The sequence below is a fragment of the Agrobacterium sp. B1(2019) genome (assembly GCF_008274755.1).
GTDB lineage: Bacteria > Pseudomonadota > Alphaproteobacteria > Rhizobiales > Rhizobiaceae > Agrobacterium > Agrobacterium salinitolerans.
In genome coordinates this window covers 473,582-492,936 of sequence record NZ_VTPB01000002.1, presented here as the reverse complement: position 1 = coordinate 492,936, position 19,355 = coordinate 473,582, and the positions used below count along the sequence as shown (strand labels likewise).

The window sequence follows — 19,355 nt, the reverse complement described above, 5'->3', positions numbered from 1 at the left end:
CGCCTATCATGAAAGTTGAAATTTATCTGATCGAAAATATTAACCTCCAAAAGAAGTAAAAACCGGAGGGTGGTATTAAAGGTATCTTGCAATCTGGGGTTTGATCCAGTTTAGGTGAATCAGCTGCGCTGATTCCTCATGGGGAGGAGTGTGTAATGCGTAATTTCGTTCCCAACGAACACGACAACGGCGTCACCATCTACTCCGAATGGAGACCTGGCCAACGCGTTCTCGTTAACGGCGGCGCCGGTTTTCTCGGTTCTCATCTCTGTGAACGCCTGCTGAGCAGCGGCCACGAGGTGATCTGTCTCGACGATCTTTCGACCGGGCGCACCGCGAATGTGGCGCATTTGCGGGATAATAAGCGGTTTCTGCTGGTCGAGCACGATGTGCGCAAACCCTATGACATCGATGTCTCGCTGATCTTCAATTTCGCTTCGCCGGCTTCGCCGCCAGACTATCAGCGCGATCCGGTCGGTACGCTGCTCACCAATGTCCTGGGCGCGGTCAATGTACTGGAAGTGGCGCGCAGATGCGGTGCAACCGTGGTGCAGTCCTCTACCTCGGAAGTCTACGGCGATCCGCATGTCAATCCGCAGCCGGAAACCTATTTCGGTAATGTAAATACAATCGGACCGCGAGCTTGCTACGATGAAGGGAAACGCAGCGCCGAAACGCTGTTTTTCGATTATCACCGTAGTTTCGGTGTCGATATCAAGGTGGGACGCATCTTCAACACCTATGGGCCGCGCATGCGACCCGATGATGGGCGTGTGGTTTCGAACTTCATCGTCCAGGCTCTCAAGGGCGCTGACATCACCATTTATGGCGATGGCAGCCAGACACGGTCCTTCTGCTATGTCGATGACCTGATCGACGGTTTCCTGCGCTTCTCGGCCAAGCCGAAAGATTGCACCGGGCCGATCAATCTCGGCAACCCGAGCGAAATTCCGGTGCGGCAGCTCGCCGATATCGTCATCCGTATGACGGGTTCCCGTTCGCGCATCGTGCATCTGCCCGCTGCGATCGACGATCCGCAGCAACGCCGCCCCGATATTTCACGGGCAAACGAACTGCTGAGATGGCAGCCGCGTGTGCCGCTCGAGATCGGTCTGGAAAAAACCATCGTCTATTTCGATGCACTGCTGGCCGGTAAGGCTGTGGCGGAGGCCGTATGAGATGCCCCGTACAATCCTCGTCACGGGCGGGGCCGGATTCATAGGCAGCCACATCTGCAAGGCGCTTGCCCTATCCGGCTTCAAGCCCATCGCTTACGATAATCTCTCGACGGGTCACGCGGATTCGGTTCGCTGGGGGCCCTTCATCGAGGGCGACATTCTGGATCGCGGTCTTTTGAAAGCCACGCTCAGGGAGTTCTCACCGGCCTTCGTCATCCATTGCGCCGCCAATGCCTATGTCGGTGAGTCCGTCGAGGATCCACGCAAATATTACCGCAACAATGTCGGCGGGAGTCTTTCGCTGCTGGATGCCTGTCTCGACCAGAATATCGGCGGGCTGGTGTTTTCTTCCAGCTGCGCCACCTATGGCGTGCCGCCGCAACTGCCTATCCGTGAGGAGACGGCGCAGATGCCGGTCAATCCTTACGGGCGCACGAAGCTGATCTTCGAAATGGCGCTGGAGGATTATGCCGCTGCCTACGGTCTGCGTTTCGTGGCGCTGCGTTATTTCAATGCCGCCGGGGCCGACCCGGACGGTGAGCTTTACGAGCGCCATGAACCTGAAACCCATCTGATCCCGCGGGCGCTGATGGCGGCTGCCGCAAGGCTGCCGCGACTGGATGTCTTCGGGGCGGATTACGACACCAGCGACGGCACCTGCATTCGTGATTACATCCATGTCAGCGATCTGGCCGACGCCCATGTGGCCGCCGTCAATTATCTTGCCGAGGGCGGAGAGACGCTGCGCGTCAATCTCGGTTCCGGGCATGGTACATCGGTCGGCGATATCATCCGCGCGATCCACCGCGTGACGGGGCAGGAAGTTCCGGTCCATTTCGGCGCAAGGCGCGCCGGCGATCCGCCAGCCCTGTTCGCGGATATTAAGCGTGCGGAAGAGACGCTCGGCTTTGTTCCGAAGCGTTCGGATATCGACACCATCATCCGCACGGCAGGTCCCGGCTTCGGACTGGAGGTGCGGTCATGAAAACCCGTTCCGCCGCTTCCGTTCCATCGGCCCGTTCGGTCGCCGTCGCCGGCGCCCTGAGGATGCAGCCGGTTTTCATCGGCTGGAACCGGTTGGCCTATCGCCTCGGCATCGGCGGTTGGCTGGTGACGCTCGCCTGGTTCTGGATCTGGTGGCTTGATCGCGACCGCGTCATCGACTGGCCTTATTACACCGTTGTCACGATAACTCTGGCGTGGATCACGCTTCTGCCGTCCTATTTCATCTTCATCTTCCTGAATGCAAGGGTCGTCGACCGGCGCTCCCCTCTGCCACGGGGCAGGGTGGCGATGGTTGTCACCAAGGCGCCGTCGGAACCCTTCGCGGTGGTGCAAAAGACGCTGCTGGCCATGCTCGATCAGAGAGGGCTCGATCAGGGAGGGCTGGAATTCGACGTCTGGCTTGCCGATGAGGCTCCGGATGCGGAAACGCTGAAATGGTGCGGTGCGCACGGCGTTTTCGTTTCCACGCGACAGGGCGTTGCCGAATATCATCGCAAGACCTGGCCGCGGCGCACGCGCTGCAAAGAAGGCAATCTCGCCTATTTCTACGATCATTACGGCTACGAGCGTTATGATTTCGTCGCTCAGTTCGATGCGGATCATGTGCCGGAGCCGGAATATCTCAGCGAGATCATCCGTCCCTTTGCCGATCCGAGAGTTGGCTATGTTTCGGCCCCGAGCATTTGCGATGCCAATGCCGGTGAAAGCTGGGCCGCGCGCGGCAGGCTTTATGCCGAGGCTAGCCTGCATGGCGCGTTGCAACTGGGTTACAATAATGGCTGGGCGCCTCTCTGCATTGGTTCGCATTATGCCGTGCGCACGAAAGCCCTGCGCGAGGTCGGCGGTCTTGGCCCGGAGCTTGCCGAGGATCATTCCACCACGCTTCTGATGAACGCCGGCGGCTGGCGCGGCGTCCACGCCGTCAACGCCATCGCGCATGGCGACGGCCCGGTGACCTTTGCCGATCTCATCGTGCAGGAATTCCAGTGGTCGCGCAGCCTGATGACCATTCTGCTGCAATATTCAAGGCACTACGTGCCGAAGCTGCCTGCGCGTCTGAAGTTCCAGTTCCTGTTTTCGCAGCTCTGGTATCCGCTGTTTTCCGGCTTCATGGCGCTGATGTTCTTGCTTCCCGCTGTTGCGCTGATACGCGGCGATGTACTGGTCAACGCATCCTATCCGGCGTTTCTGGCGCATTTCCTGCCGGTTTCGCTGATCATGATCGTCTTTGCCTTCTTCTGGCGGGCCACGGGCGCATTCCGCCCGCACGATGCGAAGCTCTTCAGCTGGGAGGCCATGGTATTTCTGTTCCTGCGCTGGCCCTGGTCGCTGATGGGTGTGCTGGCGGCGGTACGCGACACGATCCGTGGCGACTTCGTTGATTTCCGCATCACTCCCAAGGGCACGCAGGCAAAACCGCCGCTACCGCTGAGGGTTGTTGCGCCTTACATCGTACTGGCGGCGCTCAGCCTTGCGGCCATGGTGCTGGCGCCCCGTGAAAACGGGGCGGAGGGTTTCTTCATCTTCGCCGCTATCAATGTGGCGATCTATGCGGGCCTCTGCGTGTTTCTGCTCATCCGTCATGCCACGGAAAACGGCTTGCCCAAGCTGCCGGCATTGCGCGGTGGAGCGACTGCCGCAGCCTGCTCGTTGCTGCTGGCGGCGGGAAGTGCTGTAGAGCTCAGTTCCCATGCAATCGGCGGCCTGGAAGCCCTGTCGCATGGGCAGCCCTATGTGAGTTTTACCGAAACGCGGTTCACGGTCGCCGGCGCGGGCGTGGAAGGTGCGAGATCGGTGCGTCTGAAACTGCGCATTACCGTACCGGGCTTGCGCAAACCGCAGGAAATGCAGGCGGAACCCATCGTGACGCCGCCGCCAGCGGTGGCGCCCGGAGAGATCATGCTGGCCGACAATAGGGTCGGACAATGAAGGAGGAGGCTGTGATGAAAACAACAATAAGCAAATGCGGATTCTCCGCTTTCGTACTCTGTCTTGCGGTGGTCTTGCCAAGCGCGGTCCATGCTGCAGGCGGCACGAAGACGCCGAAACCGCTCAGAACCAGCGAGGTCGTGAAGATGTACTTCGACAAGACCTGGAAATGGGAAACGGGCGGCGGACGCTTCATTGCTGAAGACCGCAAATTCATCGCTGCGACGCAGGAAAAGGGCCAGAAATCCACCGGTAAAGGCCGCTGGACTGTCGACGCCAACGGCACGCTCTGCATGCGCGCCACGTGGAAAAGTGCTGCGGGCAAAGGCAAGGCCGATACCTGTTTCGATCACGGCCGCATCGGCAAGGTGATCTACCAGCGCAAGCAGGGCGGGCCATGGTACGTGTTCCGGCACAACCCGCCACGCCCTGGCGATGAATTCCTCAAACTCGTCCGCAAGGACGATGTCACGCCGCAGATCGCCGCATACGACAAGGCGATGAGGGCAACAAGGTAGGGAGTAAGGTGTCATGCAAATAACAAGAAGAAAACTTCTGTTCGCAGGTGGTGCCGCCGCAGCCTTTACCGTCGGCATGTATCCGGTGCTCAGGCTCGACGCGCAGGGTGTCGCCCCCATGACGTCGACGGGCATGAAGACGCTTGCCGACAAAAGACCGACATTGCATGCGGACGGTATTCGTTTCGGCGCATACGATCCGCACGGCGATTTCACCGGACAGGCCGGGGTGGCGACGGAACATCTGTTCCTGCCCTGGGAGGACGTGGATCTCGACAGTCTGGCGCTTGCGGATGCCTATGCCATGGAACGCAAACGCAACGTGCTGATCACGGTCGAACCCTGGTCCTGGGACGTAAACTGGCGGCTCACCTCCGACGAATTGCGCCGCAAGGTGATGAGAGGCGATTACGACCAGAACATGCAGGCGATCGCCGCACGCATGTCTGCGATGAAGAGCCCGCTGATCCTGCGCTGGGGACAGGAAATGGAGGACACGTCCGGCCGCTTCTCTTGGTCGGGCTGGAACCCGCGTGACTACATCGCGGCCTATAGACGTATGGTGGACATGACCCGTAAGGCGGTTCCAGGCGTCAAGGTGATGTGGTCACCCAAAGGTCTGGATGGTCTGCGGGCTTATTACCCCGGAGACAGTTACGCGGATCTTGTGGGTCTCTCGGTCTTCGGTCTCGAGGAGTACGACAAGATCGAATATGGCGCGCCGCAGACCTTTACCGACCTGTTGCGCAAGGGCTATGGACTTGTCGAAAACTTCAACAAGCCGGTCTGGGTTGCCGAACTGGGCTATGAAGGCGGCGATTCCTATGTTCGTCCGTGGATGAACGACGTGACGCTGAAGCAGGCGGATTTTCCAAAGTTGGAAGAAGTTGTCTATTTCAATGACAAGGATGTTCATCCCTGGCCGCACAATCTCGGCAGACCTGATTGGCGCGTGGTCAGGCCGGCCAAGGTTTGATCGCCATCGATACCAGCGAGCGGCGATGCCGCTCGCCTGCAGCTTCGATATTATCGATCCGCGGAAAGCAGCGCCTCCGCCTCATATATGGCGCAGACGATGTGATAGAAGGTGCTTGCCGGCGCCGGCTCATCGAGCATCGGCTTATCCGCTGGCCATTTGTCGAACCAAAGGCCCTTGACCGTGGTGTCGAGGAAAGGTTGCAGCGCGCCGATGGCGCTGAGACCGGAGGCGAGGTAACGCTGCCGCTCCTCGCCGCTTGTGACGCTCGCAAGCCGTACCGCCGCTTTCAGCCATTCCGTCTGCGGCCATAACCGCGCCAGCCCGTCATGCACCGAAAAATCGTCGTAGAGGCTCATCACCGCCACCTTGCGGCGCTTGCAGATGCCATGTTCTTCGCCGATCTCGAACAGCCGTTTTGCCTTCCTGATCGCTTCATCGTTTCCACGCAGGGCCCCCCAGCGCACAAGAAGCCATGCCCATTCGAACTGGTGGCCCGGCTCCATGATCCGGCCCCTGTCGCTCTCATGGGGGGTCCAGTCATGGGCGAAGAACTCGCGCAACCCGCCATTGCCGCCATCGATGAAGCGCTCAAGTGCCAGACCGGCGATCTCATCGGCAAGCGCCGACCACGGGCCGTCCGGGTCCTGCGCCTCCCAGGCCAGCATCGCCTCGAAGAGATGCATGTGCGGATTGGAGCAGAGCGGCGTGCGCGGCGGGTTCGCTTCCTCGAAGCCGGCGACCGGATGTCTGTAGTCGCGTTCGAGGATGGCAAGAATATCGAGCGCCCGGTCGCGCATCTCGTCCCTGCGCTCGGGAAGGCTTGCGGCCGCCTGTGCGGCGGCGAAAAGCGCAAAGGCCTGATTGTAAAGATCGAAGGAGGGATCGATCAGCCTGCCGGTCTGGTCGGCAAGGTTGCCGTAAAGGCCGTTTTCAAGGCGATAAACCTTCTCGAACCAGGAAAGCCCGTGCAGGACCGCGTCTTTCCACGGCCCCTGCCAGCCATGCTGGCCGGCGGCGGCGAAACAATAGGCCTGGCGCGGCTGTACACGGGCGCGGCGGTCATCAGAAAAAATCGGCTTCGCATCCTGACCGAGACGCTCGTAAAAGCCGCCATCCGGGCGGGCCGAACCCGCCTCCCACCACAGGGGCAGGGCGTCCTCATCCAGCCATTTGCGTAATGTTCCGATCTCTTCGGCAAGCGCCTGCGCGATGCTCGGAAATTGCAATGTCATACGTCAACTCTCTGTTTTTACAGTTGAATAAAAAAAGGACCAATAAAAATACGTCATCATGGAGCCAAGTAGACCATGGGACATATTGCGCTGCAACCGCAAAAATTATCGATCTCTATCCAAACTAACCGATAACAAGGCAGTCGGTTCCGTCGTCTCATCGGTGGGTCGATGCACACTGTTGATTCGAAAGACCAAAATGTCAGAAATTACAACGCGAGTTTGATACTTCCTAAATTTCGTATTGCTTATTTGATACCCTCCCGTATTTCGTAACAATGGTCTGGTCATTAGTGATTCGGTCTCCTTTTAACCTGGGCGGCGTTGGGGAAATAAAGGGGCGCAAGGCAGTGAAATTTTCTGCCTTTACTTCATTGCTGTTCTCCGTTGCGGTTCTTTCGGGCTGCAATACTCCCGCGGGCGTTCGGTCCTTCGGGGGCGCACAGATGTTGTCTCCGTCCGAGGCGTTGGTTTTCCCGCCGCCCGGTGGTCCCGAAATCGTGACCGTGGTCAACCGCACCTATTCCAATGCCGTGGCGCAGCAGGTCATCTTGCGCTCTGAGGTCGCGACCCCCGGGCAGAACTATATCAAAGCCGAGTTTTTCGGTCCGCAAAAAGCAGGGGATACCGGTGGCGATGCGCTGACTTTTTCCGGTTTCAGGGCATCTTCCGTTGCGCGGGAGATCCGGTCCGAGTTTCCAGGCCAAAACATCGCCATGTCGGCAAATTACCTGCAGAACGGTTATGGCGCGTTTTCGTATGCCGCTGGCAGCGGCCGTGGCGATGATACCTGCCTTTATGGCTGGCAGGACATACGCTCGCCGGAAAGCATGCGGCAGGATTTCCGCAATCTTGGGCGCATCAAGGTGCGGCTGCGCCTTTGCCAGTCGGGCGCCAGTGTCGAGCGCCTGCTGGCGGTCATGTATAATTACACGATTACCGGCGCCTACGCCTCGCCAGGCTGGAACCCTTACGGCACGCCGCAGGCGGTGGATAAAAATCTCGGACGGCCGGGCCATCCGGTCTACCCCATAAAGGCGGATGAGGTGCCCATGCGGCCCGGCGGCGAGGTGACCGCGAGCGTGCCGCCCCGGCCCGTTCGTCGCACGGCTGCCGTTGCGCCGCCCGCCCAGCCGGAACAGCAGCCACTTCCACCCGTTGCTGCAGTCAGTATCCCGTCGCCCGCATCGGTTGGCGCCCCCCTCCAGCCCGCGAGGCCTACGGTGGCGGGCAGGCGCGTCGATGGTGCGCCGGCGGATGGCGGCCGACAACCATCGCAAGTCCCGCAGGTATCCATTCCGTCGCCCGCATGTCTGTCCGGCTCGGGGGTGACGCCAGGATGCAGGTGATCGCCAGAACCAGCGGGAAAGAGCACGCCAAGGCGCAGATCGCAAAAAATCCGGGCCGAAATTCCGGGTTGGGAAGACAACGGAAAGTTTCTGGATGAGCAAGGCCATCACAATCATTGTCTGGTTACTTGTGTCAGTTTGCGTTCTGGCCATCGTCACGATGCCGGTCAGCCTGCAGACACATCTGGTCGCCACGGCGATTTCCCTCATTCTGCTGGCGACGATCAAGAGTTTCAACGGGCAGGGTGCCTGGCGTCTGGTCGCACTCGGTTTCGGCACGGCCATCGTGCTGCGCTATGTCTACTGGCGCACCACCAGCACGCTGCCGCCCGTCAACCAGCTTGAGAATTTCATTCCCGGCTTTTTGCTTTATCTGGCGGAAATGTATAGCGTCATTATGCTGGCGCTCAGCCTCGTCATCGTATCGATGCCGCTGCCGTCGCGCAAGGCGAGGCCCGGTTCACCCGATTACCGGCCGACGGTCGACGTCTTCGTGCCGAGCTATAACGAGGACGCGGAGCTTCTCGCCAATACGCTCGCAGCGGCCAAGAACATGGATTATCCGGCCGACCGGTTTACCGTCTGGCTGCTGGACGATGGTGGCTCGGTGCAAAAGCGTAACGCCAGCAATATCGTCGAGGCGCAGGCGGCGCAGCGCCGCCACGAGGAGTTGAAGAAGCTCTGCGAGGATCTCGATGTGCGTTATCTGACGCGCGAGCGCAACGTCCACGCCAAGGCCGGAAATCTCAATAACGGTCTTGCCCATTCGACCGGCGAGCTCGTGACCGTGTTCGACGCAGACCACGCGCCCGCCCGAGACTTCCTTCTGGAAACGGTTGGCTATTTCGAAGAGGACCCGCGGCTCTTTCTCGTCCAGACGCCGCATTTCTTCGTCAATCCCGATCCCATCGAGCGCAATCTGCGCACCTTCGAGACGATGCCCAGCGAAAACGAGATGTTTTACGGCATCATCCAGCGCGGCCTCGACAAGTGGAACGGTGCATTCTTCTGCGGTTCGGCCGCGGTGCTACGGCGTGAGGCGTTGAAGGATACCGAAGGGTTTAGCGGCGTCAGCATCACGGAAGATTGCGAAACGGCGCTGGCGCTGCATTCGCGCGGCTGGAACAGCATCTATGTCGACAAGCCGCTGATCGCCGGGCTGCAGCCGGCCACCTTCGCAAGCTTCATCGGCCAGCGCAGCCGCTGGGCGCAGGGCATGATGCAGATCCTGATCTTCCGCCAGCCCCTTTTCCGGCGCGGTCTCTCCTTTACGCAGCGCCTCTGCTACATGTCGTCGACGCTATTCTGGCTGTTTCCGTTTCCGCGCACCATCTTCCTGTTCGCACCGCTGTTCTACCTCTTCTTCGACCTGCAGATTTTCGTGGCTTCCGGCGGCGAGTTTTTGGCCTATACGGCGGCCTATATGCTCGTGAACCTGATGATGCAGAACTATCTCTATGGCAGCTTCCGCTGGCCGTGGATTTCGGAACTTTACGAATATGTACAAACGGTTCACCTCCTGCCCGCCGTCGTTTCGGTGATCTTCAATCCCGGCAAGCCCACCTTCAAGGTGACGGCGAAGGATGAATCCATCGCCGAGGCGCGGCTTTCGGAAATCAGCCGGCCGTTTTTCGTCATTTTCGCGCTGCTGGTGGTGGCAATGGCCTTTGCAGTTTGGCGCATCTACAGCGAGCCTTACAAGGCTGATGTCACGCTCGTGGTCGGCGGTTGGAACCTGCTCAATCTCATTTTCGCGGGCTGTGCGCTCGGTGTCGTCTCCGAGCGCGGCGACAAGTCGGCGTCGCGGCGCATCACGGTCAAACGGCGTTGCGAAGTCAAGCTCGAGGGTAGCGACGCCTGGGTGCCGGCTTCCATCGATAACGTGTCTGTTCATGGCCTGCTGATCAATCTCTTCGACAGCGCGACAACCATCGAAAAAGGCGCCACAGCCATCGTGAAGGTCAGGCCGCATAGTGAGGGCGTGCCGGAAACCATGCCTGTCAACGTGGTGCGAACGGTGAAGGGCGAGGGGTTCATCTCGATCGGCTGTACGTTTTCGCCGCAACGCGCCGTCGATCACCGCCTGATTGCGGACCTGATCTTCGCCAATTCGGAACAATGGAGCGAATTCCAGCGGGTGCGCCGCAAGAACCCCGGCCTTATACGCGGCACCGCCATCTTCCTGGCGATCGCGCTCTTCCAGACGCAGCGCGGCCTTTATTATCTGGTCCGGACGCTTCGGCCTGCGCCCAGAGACGTCAAACCTGTCGGAGCGGTAAAATGACCGGCCGTCAACCCATCCGGGATTCTCTGGCAATATTGGTATGGGGAGTCGTCGCCACGAGCGCTATGGCGCAGTCCTCCCCCTTCGACATGTCGCCGGAACGGCCCGCCCAGACTGCTCCGACACCCGAGCCGCCTGCCGCACCGCGTCAGCAGCCGCCTGCCCAGATGCCGGCCCAGCCGTCATCTCAGCCATCCACCCCGCCGCCATTTGTCGTTCAGCCTGCGCCGCAGTCGCAGCAGAGCCCCGCCGTTACGTCGCCGCCGGTTGCGGCTCCTCCGCTTCAGGAGGGCGCAGGACCTGCTCCAGCACCGTCGCTCAACGCCGACAGCCGCCGACGTTACATCCTGCCCTATGAAAAGCTCAGCCTTTCCGGTGAGATGGATCGGCGGCAATGGAGTATTTATCTGACGCCGGAACAGGTGAACGCTGCCGTTTCGCTCAATATCGGGTATCAGAACGCCATTGTCGTCGCGCCGGAAAGCTCGAATTTTCAGGTCAGCCTGAACAATGTCGCGCTAGATCCGGCGCGTATCGAAGCGCCCGACAGCGAGGGCAATGTCTCCTTGAAGATTCCGCCCGGTGTGTTGCAGGTCGGCTCCAATGTCGTGAGACTGGGCGTACAGCAACGCCATAGAACCGATTGCACGATCCAGTCCACCTACGATCTGTGGACCGATGTAGACCCTGCCAATACCTATATCGGCTTTAAAGCGGATGTCGCCGGAAGCTTTACAAATATCGACGATATTCAGGCGACGGGGCCGGATGGCAAGGCGATGACGTCGATCGAGATTGTCGCACCGGCACTCGGAAATCCGGCATTTGCGGATTCTCTCCTGCGCCTTTCACAGGCGCTGGCGCTCCGAACCCAGATGCCGAACCAGACGATCCGTTTCGTGGCTGCTCCTTCCCCTGAACGCAAGGCGGGCACGCTGACGGTCTTCGTCGGCACCGCCCGTGAGATCGCCGGGATCGCAGGAACGCTGCCACCCGAAGCTTCGGCAGGCGCTTTCGCCGGCTTCGGCGCTGCCGCGCCGGGCGCTCTTTCCCCGCTTTTTGTGAGCGGTCCCACCTCGCAGGCGGTGCAGGCGGCAATTGAAACGTTGTTTTCGTCGATATCGCGCACCCCCGGTGCGCAGAGAACGACTTTTTCGACCCGCAGCTGGCATGCGCCGGATGTGCCGCTCATCATGTCTGATCGTCGTATCGCGCTTTCCGAACTTGGTCTCGAAAGCACCGAATTTGGCGGGCGGCGTTTCCGCAACGAATTTTATGTCGGCATGCCGGCCGATTTTTACGCATCTGCCTATGGTGAGGCGTCGCTTCTCCTCGACGCCGCTTATTCGTCGCAGGTACTGCCGGGTAGCCATGTCGATATCTACGTCAATGACCAGATTGCCTCGACCGTGCCGATTTCCAACAATGGCGGCGGCATTTTCCGGCATCTGCCGATCAATGTGACGATGCGTCATTTCAGGCCCGGGCCGAACAAGGTGACCATCGAGGCGGTGTTGATGACGGCACAGGATCAGGCCTGCGCCCCCGGCGCGCCCGCCAGCACGACGCCGCGTTTTGCATTGTTCGACACGTCGGAACTTCATATTCCGGACTATGCGCAGATCGGCCGCAAGCCGGATCTCGCCGCGATGGCGGGGGCCGGACAACCCTATCGGACCGGCGGAGCGCCTGTTGCCCTGTCACTCGACCGTTTCGACACCGATACCATGTCTGCGGCAGCGACGCTTATCAGCCGTCTGGCAAGCGTGGCGGGGCATCCCATCGACATTGAGACTGTCGCCTCGCCACTGGTGATCGGCGATCGCGACGCGCTGTTCGTCGGCACGATTTCGCAGTTCCCGCAGGCATTGATCGGCCAGTTCAATCTCGTTTCCTCCAGCCAGATATCCTGGAAAATGGGAACCGGCGTCCAGCCGCCCGTCCAAAGCAGCGATACCCTTTTCAACGACTGGCGCGAGCGGGTGGATGGCGGTGTCTGGGAGGGGCAGGTGTCCTCCCTCGAGGAGTGGATGAAGCGGAATTTCGACCTGAGTTCGGATACGTTGCGCTTCCTGCCGGCAGCCGAGCAGCTCTATGCGCCGCCAAGCAATGTCTCCTTCATGCTGGCCCAGGGGCTGAGCCCCTCCGGCGAGGGTGTGTGGACGCTTGCCACTGCACCGACTTCAGCCGAACTTCGTGACGGCATGGCGGCGATGACGCGGGAAAACCGCTGGAGCGGCGTGACTGGACGTGTTGCCGCTTACGATGCCGCTGCCGAAAAGCTGGAGACGGTGGAGGTGGAGCGGCCGTATTTTTACGTCACGCGGGCGTTTTCCCTTTCCAACTGGAGGCTGGTCGCCGCCAACTGGTTGTCTTCCAATGTTCTTTCCTATTCGCTGGCATTCATCGGTTTCGTGTCTCTCCTTGGCCTCGCCACTTTCACGATGCTGCGCATGATGGGACGGCATCGATGAAGAGCGGAATTTCGAAACTGGCCGGTATTTTCTTCCTGTCCATGATGATGGTGATTGCAGGTATTTCCGTCAGCCGCGCCGCTTCGGTTTCGCCGGAGGCGTGGTCCGCCTATAAAGGCGCGTTTCTCGATCCCGGCGGCCGCGTCATCGATACGGGCAACGGCAATATCAGCCATAGCGAAGGCCAGGGCTACGGCATGTGGCTTGCCGTGCTTGCCGACAACCTGTCCGACTTCGAACTGATCTGGAGTTTCACTCGCACCGAGCTCTTGGTGCGTGACGACGGGCTTTCCGCCTGGAAATGGGATCCACGCATCAAGCCGCATATAACCGATATCAACAACGCCACCGATGGCGATATTCTGATCGCCTATGCGCTGGCGCTGGCGGCCGGACAATGGAACCGGCAGGATTATGCAGAAGCATCGGCAGCCATCGCATCCGCCATTCTCAAGAAGACGGTGGTGCGACGCGGCGGGCGAACGCTGCTTCTGCCGGCGGCCAGCGGTTTTAACGAGGATGAGCGGGAGGATGGGCCAGTGGTCAATCCTTCCTATCTGATTTTCGAGGCCTTCCCGGTACTCAATCTTGTTGCGCCATCGCCGCTTTGGAAAGCCATTGCCGATGACGGCGCGGCGCAGATCGAGACATTCGCTTTCAGCGATCGAAAACTGCCGGCCGACTGGGTATCGGTGAAGACGAAGCCACAGCCAGCATCGGGCTTCCCGCCGGAATTCGGCTATAATGCGGTGCGCATACCGCTTTATCTGGCAAGGGCGAATATGGGGTCGCCGGTGCTGCTTGCCCGGCTGAAAAGCGGCATGACGCTGGAAAGCGGCGCTGCCGGAACCTTCGATCTGAGGAGCGGCGCGGTCAAGGATGTCCTGTCCGATCCCGGCTATCGCATCATCCCGGCGCTCGCAGCCTGTATCGGCGGCGGGCCGGCCGTTTCCGCCGAACTTAAGAATTTCCAGCCAACACTTTATTATCCTTCCACATTGCATCTTCTGGCACTGTCGTTTCTGGCAAGGAATAACGGGGAATGCCGATGAACAAGCCACTATCGACCTCGGCTCTCATTCTGCTTCTTATAGCGCTCGCGGCCTTCCACTGGCGCGACAGCATCCTCGGGCGAGTATCGGACGTGCATACCTCGGCGGTCGGCGACAACCGGGCGATGCAGCGTGTTTTACCGACGACGGCCAATCCGGCGCAGATAAATGCTTTCGTTAAGAACCGAGAAATGGCGCAGGTAACGCAGCCCGTGACACCGCCGGTGACGGTGCCGGCGACCGACCCCTTGCCGGTCGCGCCGTCTGGCGGGCAGGCGCCGCAAACGAAGACGGCTCAGGCGCCGGCCCCTCACGTCACCCGGCCTGCCTCGGCTGATATGCCCGAGGTCGATTTGAGCGCATTGCGCTATTTCGCGGCGAGGGGTGATAAGCAGCGTCTTCAAGCCGAAATCGCGCGCCTGCGCGCGCTCTATCCCAACTGGACGCCGCCCGCCGATCCTCTCGCCATTCCCGAAAACGGCGATCCTCAGCTCGACGCCATGTGGCAACTTTATGCCGATGGCCGTTATGCAGAGGTGCGGAAAGCGATTGCCGACCGCCAGCAGGCGGAGCCCGGCTGGCAGGCGCCCGAAAATCTGATGGGCATGCTTTCCCTTGCCGAAGCGCGCCAGCGCCTCGTTAATGCTTCCGATCTCAAGCAATATGCAACAGTGGTGGATACGGCCGCCAACAATCCCGGCCTGCTGACCTGCGGCGAGGTCGATGTGCTCTGGCGGGTTGCCGATGCTTTCGCCAATACCGACCGGATGGGACGGGCGCGCGACGCCTATCTCTATATCCTCAACAATTGCACTGTCGCCAGCGACAGGATCGCCACCGTGCAGAAGGCATCCGCGCTTTTACCGGCGGAAATGATGGACGAGCTGCTGGCCAGGGAAAAACCGGGTGCGGACGGTCAACTGGAATTCGAACCGGTCAAGAATGATCTCGCCCGTCAGTTCGTGGCAAAGGCAGGGGAGAAGGAGGGCGTCACCGTTCCCTCGACCTATGTGATGCGGCTTCAGCGGCTTGCCGAGACCGACAAGCTTGCAAGCGACGCCCTGCTGCTCGGCTGGTACAATATCCGGCAGAAGAACATGGCGGAGGCGGAAAAATGGTTCCGCAAGGCGCGGGAAGAAGAAGACAGCGCGTCGGCGTCGCAGGGGCTGGCGCTGGCCCTTATCGACCGTAACGAGCCGCGTGAGGCCGAGGACGTCATGTATAAATGGCGCAACACATCCGACGATGCGCTTGCGACCTACCTTGCCGCAACGGCCAATCTTATGGCGCTGGAGCCGCCGGTCGTTCTACCTCCCGATGTGCTGCAACGTATTGCCGCCGAAACAGTGGCGCGCAAGGATGCGGCGACGGCGCAGCAATTCGGCTGGTACTCGCTTGCGTTCCGGCAGACGCCGCTCGCTTTGCAATGGTTCAGTACGGCCCTTGGCTGGAAACCCGATGATGAGCCATCAGCCTACGGCATGGCCGTCAGCTATCACGATCTTCGCAATCTTGCCGGCCTGCGCGGCATCCAGCAGCAATGGGGAGGCCGTTCGCAACGTATCGCCGATGTCGGAACCGCGCGCATGGTGGACCAGTCGGGGCAGGCGGTTGCGGCACAGGTGACGGCGCCGCCCCTGCAGGCCAATGCCCCGCAGGGGGAAACGGCGGCGGTGTATAATCCACCCGTCGTCCAGCAACCTGAACCTTCGCGCAAGCAGGCGCGCCGCGCAGTGCAGGTGCAAAGGGAAACAAGCGCCGCATCGCGCCCACGCTCCTGCGTTGCCTATCCCGATCCGCAACGTTTGCCGCCACAGCAGGCGCTTGATCTCGGCTGGTGCCTGATGGAGACGAACCGGCCGGCGGAGGCTCTCAAAGCTTTCGAATCCGCGATAGAAAGCGGTCAGTCCAATGTCAAAAGCGACGCGGCCTATGGCCAGAGCCTTGCCTATCTGCGCATGGGCTTGACGGACCGTGCAGCCGTCTCGGCAACGAAGTCGCACATGGATCGCCCGCGTGCGACGGAACTGCAAGTCGCGATCCTTGCCGATCGAGCGGTTTCCGCATTCGGGTCGAAGCGATATGTTGAAACGCTTCTCCTGCTCGATCAGCGCGCGCGGCTGGCGGATGAGCGCACTGACCTGATGGTGCTGCGCGGTTATTCCTATCTCGCCATGCGCCGTTATGGTGAGGCCGCCCAGATTTTCGAAAGCCTGACGGCTATCGGAAACAAGGATGGTATCCGCGGGCTGGCTGCGGTGCGCGCCGCCCGGCCGAGCAACGGTCCCCAGGGCGGCTGACGTTCGGCTGATCGTGGCTGGATGTCTTCGGCCGCTGCTATTTTGTGTCGGACAGGTTGCGGATGATGCGCATGAAGATACGCGCGCCGGTGCCGATCAGCGCATCCGGAAAGTCGTAATCCGGATTGTGCAGGTTGGGATAATCCCGGCCTGCGCCGAGAAAGAACATCGCCGATGACGAAACGGCGCGAAAGCGGCCGAAATCCTCGGAAGCCCGCATTGGCAGACCCTCCGAACCGTGGGAGATTTTCTCCTCGTCCAGCGCCTGCCGGATGTGCCCGACCGCGTCGGGCGCATTTTCGCAATGCAGGAAAATATCGTCATAGGTGATGTCGAGCGTCAGCTTCTGTTCGTCCGCCGCCTTTTTAGCCAGCGTTTCCGCAGCCTCGCAGAGTTTTTCCATCCGGTCGTCGGTCAGTGTCCGGAGTGTCGCCCAGATTTCAGCATCGGCCGGGGAAATGCCGAAGGCGGCTTCGCCCATCACGGCATGGGTTATCGTCACCATCGAGAAATCGGGTTCAGGCGGGAAACCGGAGCCCAGTTCGGCCAAGGCCGGCATCAGCCAGGATATTGCCTGCATCGGGGAAATGCCATGTTCGGGCGAAGACGCATGCGCGGTCTTGCCGGAAAGGCGGAATTTGACCCCGCGTGACGCGCAGTTGACCGGACCTTCCACGACGCTGACATGGCCGAAAGGAAGGCCGGGGAGGTTGTGAAGCGAAAAGGAATAATCCGGCTTTATCTGCCCAAAGCGCGGGTCGGCGAGGACGGCGGCGGCGCCCGCGCCGGTTTCTTCCGCCGGCTGGTACAGCAGGATGACGCGGCCGGTCGCGGGCCGCTTCCGGGCAAGGCCGAGCGCCAGCGCCGTCAGAATGGTGGAGTGGCCGTCATGGCCGCAAAGATGGCCCTTGCCGTCGGTGCCGGAGCGGTATTCGGCGTCACTCTTTTCGTGAATCGGCAGAGCATCGAGTTCCGAACGGATCAGAATCGCCGGGCCGCTTTTGCCGCTGTCATAGACTGCAGCTACGCCATGGCCGCCGAGATCGGTGAAAAGCTGGTCGGGCTGCGCCCGCCCGAGGAAAGCGCGGATGCGCCGCGCCGTTTGCTTCTCCTCGCCGGAAACTTCCGGATGACGGTGCAGATCATGGCGAAGCTCAATGAGATCGAGCATGTCGTTGTTGGGCAGAAACATCAAAAATCCTTGCAAGTCGTCCGGCCGGTTTTTCCTGCCGCAACTTACAGGGCGTTGCCTTTAATGCAAAACCTTTGGCGGGTGCCAGCGTTTGCCCGCCGCTTTCGGCTTGATGGAGAGCGTGACGACATCGGCCGGCAGCGGAACCTTGGCCTTTGCCAGTTCCAGCCGGGCAAGGGCTGCACGGGCCTTTTCCGCATATTCCAGATGGGCTGCATCGTCCGAGTGATAGTGCTGCAGCCTGTCGAGGATTTCCGCACCTTCCATCGTTCTTTCAGCGGCAATCAGCGCCACGGCGCATTTGTAAAGCGCTTCCCGGTGGAAGGGCGCGCGATTGGTCACCTGGCGGAAGGCCTCGGACGCCTCGTGGTAGTGCTGCTGCGCCAGCCGCGCCTCGCCGATACGCAGCCAAAGGACGACGGGTTCCTGCCCGGCGGCCAGAAGGCTGAGAAAGGCGATTTCGGCCTCCCGGAATTCGCCCCGGTCGAACAATAGATTGGCGAGCCCGAATTGCGCGCCGAGATGGTCCGGCGCCGCAGTTAGTACCTGCGCGAAGGCAATATTGGCGGCCGCCTTCTGGCCGGTCTTGTAGAGTTTGAGGGCCTGTTCGTAGACAAAACGGATGCTGCGTGGGTGAAGCTTGCCGCCGAGATTGTCGCCTGAGCGGGTACGGAACAGCGTGCAGCTCAGCTTCTGTTCCTCCGGCCCGAAGAAATATTTGTAAGGCTCGTTGCCGCGCAGGAAATCATAGGTTTTAAAACCCTGCTCGATTGCCCTGCGAATGCAATGGCCATGCAGCACGAGGCCGGGGGAAGGGGTCTTCCAGTTTTCGTCGCGGCCGGTAATGTAGAACAGGACCGATTTCTTCTGGCGGTCGATGATATTGGCGAGTGCCCCCAGCGGCTGTTCGCCGAACCACAATACCGGTACTTCCAGATCGCCACGGATATAGACATCCATCAGCATCTGCCGCGTCGCGCCGATCAGAAGCTCCGTGCGTTCCTTGCCCTTGTGCGGCGCCCAGCGGATGCGCCAGAAATCGAAAAGGATGTCCATATCCCGCCTGATTGTTTCCCGCGTTGCAAAGGTGATGCGATATTCGTCGCCGCCCTCTACTTTTCTCAGGAAACGCCTGAGCTTCTGCCGGGTCTGGCTGCTCATATGGCTGTCGAGATAGCCGTCGAACGTCTCCGGCAGGCTCACCACCGGGCAGATGCAATTGTTGATGTTGTAGGGGTTGGTCGGCATGTTGTCGCGAAACATGACGAGCGGGCCCTGAAGTGCGCGGATCATCGCGTCGCGGCGTTCCGGCGGGCCGCAAAGATAATCGAGCTTCAGCTCGGTCCAGTTCTGTTGCCGTATGTATGAACAAAAGCCGGCGACGGCGTGATTTTCATAATCCGGCAGGGTGATGAAACCGGTGTAATCCGCCGCCGCATTGCCGGCCATGACGATGCTGTCGTGGAAGCGTCCGGTTTTTTTGTCCGGTTCGGTGACGATGCGCAGCGGGAAAAACGCCACATAGGCCGAGCCTTCCTGTCGTTCGCGCAGCGCAAGAATGAACCAGCGCCTGCGGCGCGGCATGTAATCCCTGAGCCACCCCCAGGAGAGGAAATGCCGGGCATGGGGATCGGCCATGAACACCGCATCCCAGTTTTCGCGGATCGCCTCGAAGCCGGCGTCCGTGTCGATGATATCGATGCGCATTCTTGCCCCCTCCCAATACTGATCACACATTCGGGAGGCTTCATTTTATGGGTAAACGGTCGGCTTCAAATATTCCCTTCGGGTGAAAGCCGTGCATCAAATAGGATTAGCCCGTCGCCGATCCGCCAACGCCGCGCCGCGACAAAAAAGACCTTG

At 60.4% G+C, this 19,355-nt stretch carries 13 protein-coding genes; 10 read left to right on the top strand and 3 right to left on the bottom strand.

Annotated features, from left to right (window positions below):
• Nucleotides 1-155: 155 nt before the first annotated feature.
• Genes AGR1_RS17025 through AGR1_RS17005 form a run of 5 tightly spaced genes read left to right on the top strand, consistent with a single transcriptional unit; the run spans nucleotide 156 to nucleotide 5,606 of the window.
• Complete coding sequence (locus AGR1_RS17025; RefSeq protein WP_080795923.1) at nucleotides 156-1,178, top strand: UDP-glucuronic acid decarboxylase family protein; 1,023 nt, start codon at nucleotides 156-158, stop codon at nucleotides 1,176-1,178.
• A 1-nt stretch (nucleotide 1,179) separates the two neighbouring features.
• The gene (gene galE, locus AGR1_RS17020; protein ID WP_137411627.1) at nucleotides 1,180-2,163 is read left to right on the top strand and encodes a UDP-glucose 4-epimerase GalE; all 984 of its coding nucleotides are present in this window, start codon (nucleotides 1,180-1,182) and stop codon (nucleotides 2,161-2,163) included.
• A complete protein-coding gene (locus AGR1_RS17015) occupies nucleotides 2,160-4,112 on the top strand; it encodes a glycosyltransferase family 2 protein (RefSeq protein WP_149147652.1) in 1,953 nt (650 codons plus the stop codon). The genes galE and AGR1_RS17015 overlap by 4 nt, the downstream gene beginning before the upstream one ends.
• A 14-nt stretch (nucleotides 4,113-4,126) precedes the next feature.
• Nucleotides 4,127-4,630: a DUF995 domain-containing protein gene (locus AGR1_RS17010; protein ID WP_080796642.1), complete on the top strand. Its 504-nt coding sequence runs from the start codon at nucleotides 4,127-4,129 to the stop codon at nucleotides 4,628-4,630.
• A gap of 13 nt (nucleotides 4,631-4,643) precedes the next feature.
• Complete coding sequence (locus AGR1_RS17005; protein WP_149147651.1) at nucleotides 4,644-5,606, top strand: glycoside hydrolase family 26 protein; 963 nt, start codon at nucleotides 4,644-4,646, stop codon at nucleotides 5,604-5,606.
• Nucleotides 5,607-5,656: 50 nt separating this feature from the next.
• On the opposite strand, the gene AGR1_RS17000 is transcribed toward AGR1_RS17005, so the two are convergent.
• Nucleotides 5,657-6,841 carry an AGE family epimerase/isomerase gene (locus tag AGR1_RS17000; protein WP_149147650.1) on the bottom strand — a complete coding sequence of 395 codons (1,185 nt, stop codon included), beginning with the start codon at nucleotides 6,839-6,841 and terminating at the stop codon, nucleotides 5,657-5,659.
• Between the two features lie 446 nt (nucleotides 6,842-7,287).
• Here AGR1_RS17000 and bcsN point away from each other — a divergent pair, with 446 nt between their 5' ends.
• From bcsN to AGR1_RS16975, 5 genes are all read left to right on the top strand, one after another.
• Entirely contained in the window at nucleotides 7,288-8,190 is a 903-nt protein-coding gene (gene bcsN / locus AGR1_RS16995; protein ID WP_137411631.1) for a cellulose biosynthesis protein BcsN, read from the top strand.
• A gap of 94 nt (nucleotides 8,191-8,284) precedes the next feature.
• Nucleotides 8,285-10,474 carry a UDP-forming cellulose synthase catalytic subunit gene (gene bcsA, locus AGR1_RS16990; RefSeq protein ID WP_149147649.1) on the top strand — a complete coding sequence of 730 codons (2,190 nt, stop codon included), beginning with the start codon at nucleotides 8,285-8,287 and terminating at the stop codon, nucleotides 10,472-10,474.
• Nucleotides 10,471-12,948, top strand: a complete 2,478-nt coding sequence (locus AGR1_RS16985; RefSeq protein ID WP_149147648.1) for a cellulose biosynthesis cyclic di-GMP-binding regulatory protein BcsB — start codon at nucleotides 10,471-10,473, stop codon at nucleotides 12,946-12,948. Before bcsA ends, AGR1_RS16985 begins: the two co-directional genes overlap by 4 nt.
• Entirely contained in the window at nucleotides 12,945-14,000 is a 1,056-nt protein-coding gene (locus AGR1_RS16980; protein WP_080795937.1) for a glycosyl hydrolase family 8, read from the top strand. Before AGR1_RS16985 ends, AGR1_RS16980 begins: the two co-directional genes overlap by 4 nt.
• The gene (locus tag AGR1_RS16975; protein WP_187772213.1) at nucleotides 13,991-16,300 is read left to right on the top strand and encodes a cellulose synthase; all 2,310 of its coding nucleotides are present in this window, start codon (nucleotides 13,991-13,993) and stop codon (nucleotides 16,298-16,300) included. Before AGR1_RS16980 ends, AGR1_RS16975 begins: the two co-directional genes overlap by 10 nt.
• A gap of 37 nt (nucleotides 16,301-16,337) precedes the next feature.
• Here the strand turns inward: AGR1_RS16975 and AGR1_RS16970 are convergent, their stop codons facing one another.
• On the bottom strand, nucleotides 16,338-17,492 hold the full coding sequence (locus AGR1_RS16970; RefSeq protein WP_149147647.1) for an amidohydrolase: 1,155 nt from the start codon (nucleotides 17,490-17,492) through the stop codon (nucleotides 16,338-16,340).
• A gap of 60 nt (nucleotides 17,493-17,552) precedes the next feature.
• The gene (locus AGR1_RS16965) at nucleotides 17,553-19,199 is read right to left on the bottom strand and encodes a GNAT family N-acetyltransferase (RefSeq protein WP_080795941.1); all 1,647 of its coding nucleotides are present in this window, start codon (nucleotides 19,197-19,199) and stop codon (nucleotides 17,553-17,555) included.
• Between the last annotated feature and the right edge of the window lie 156 nt (nucleotides 19,200-19,355).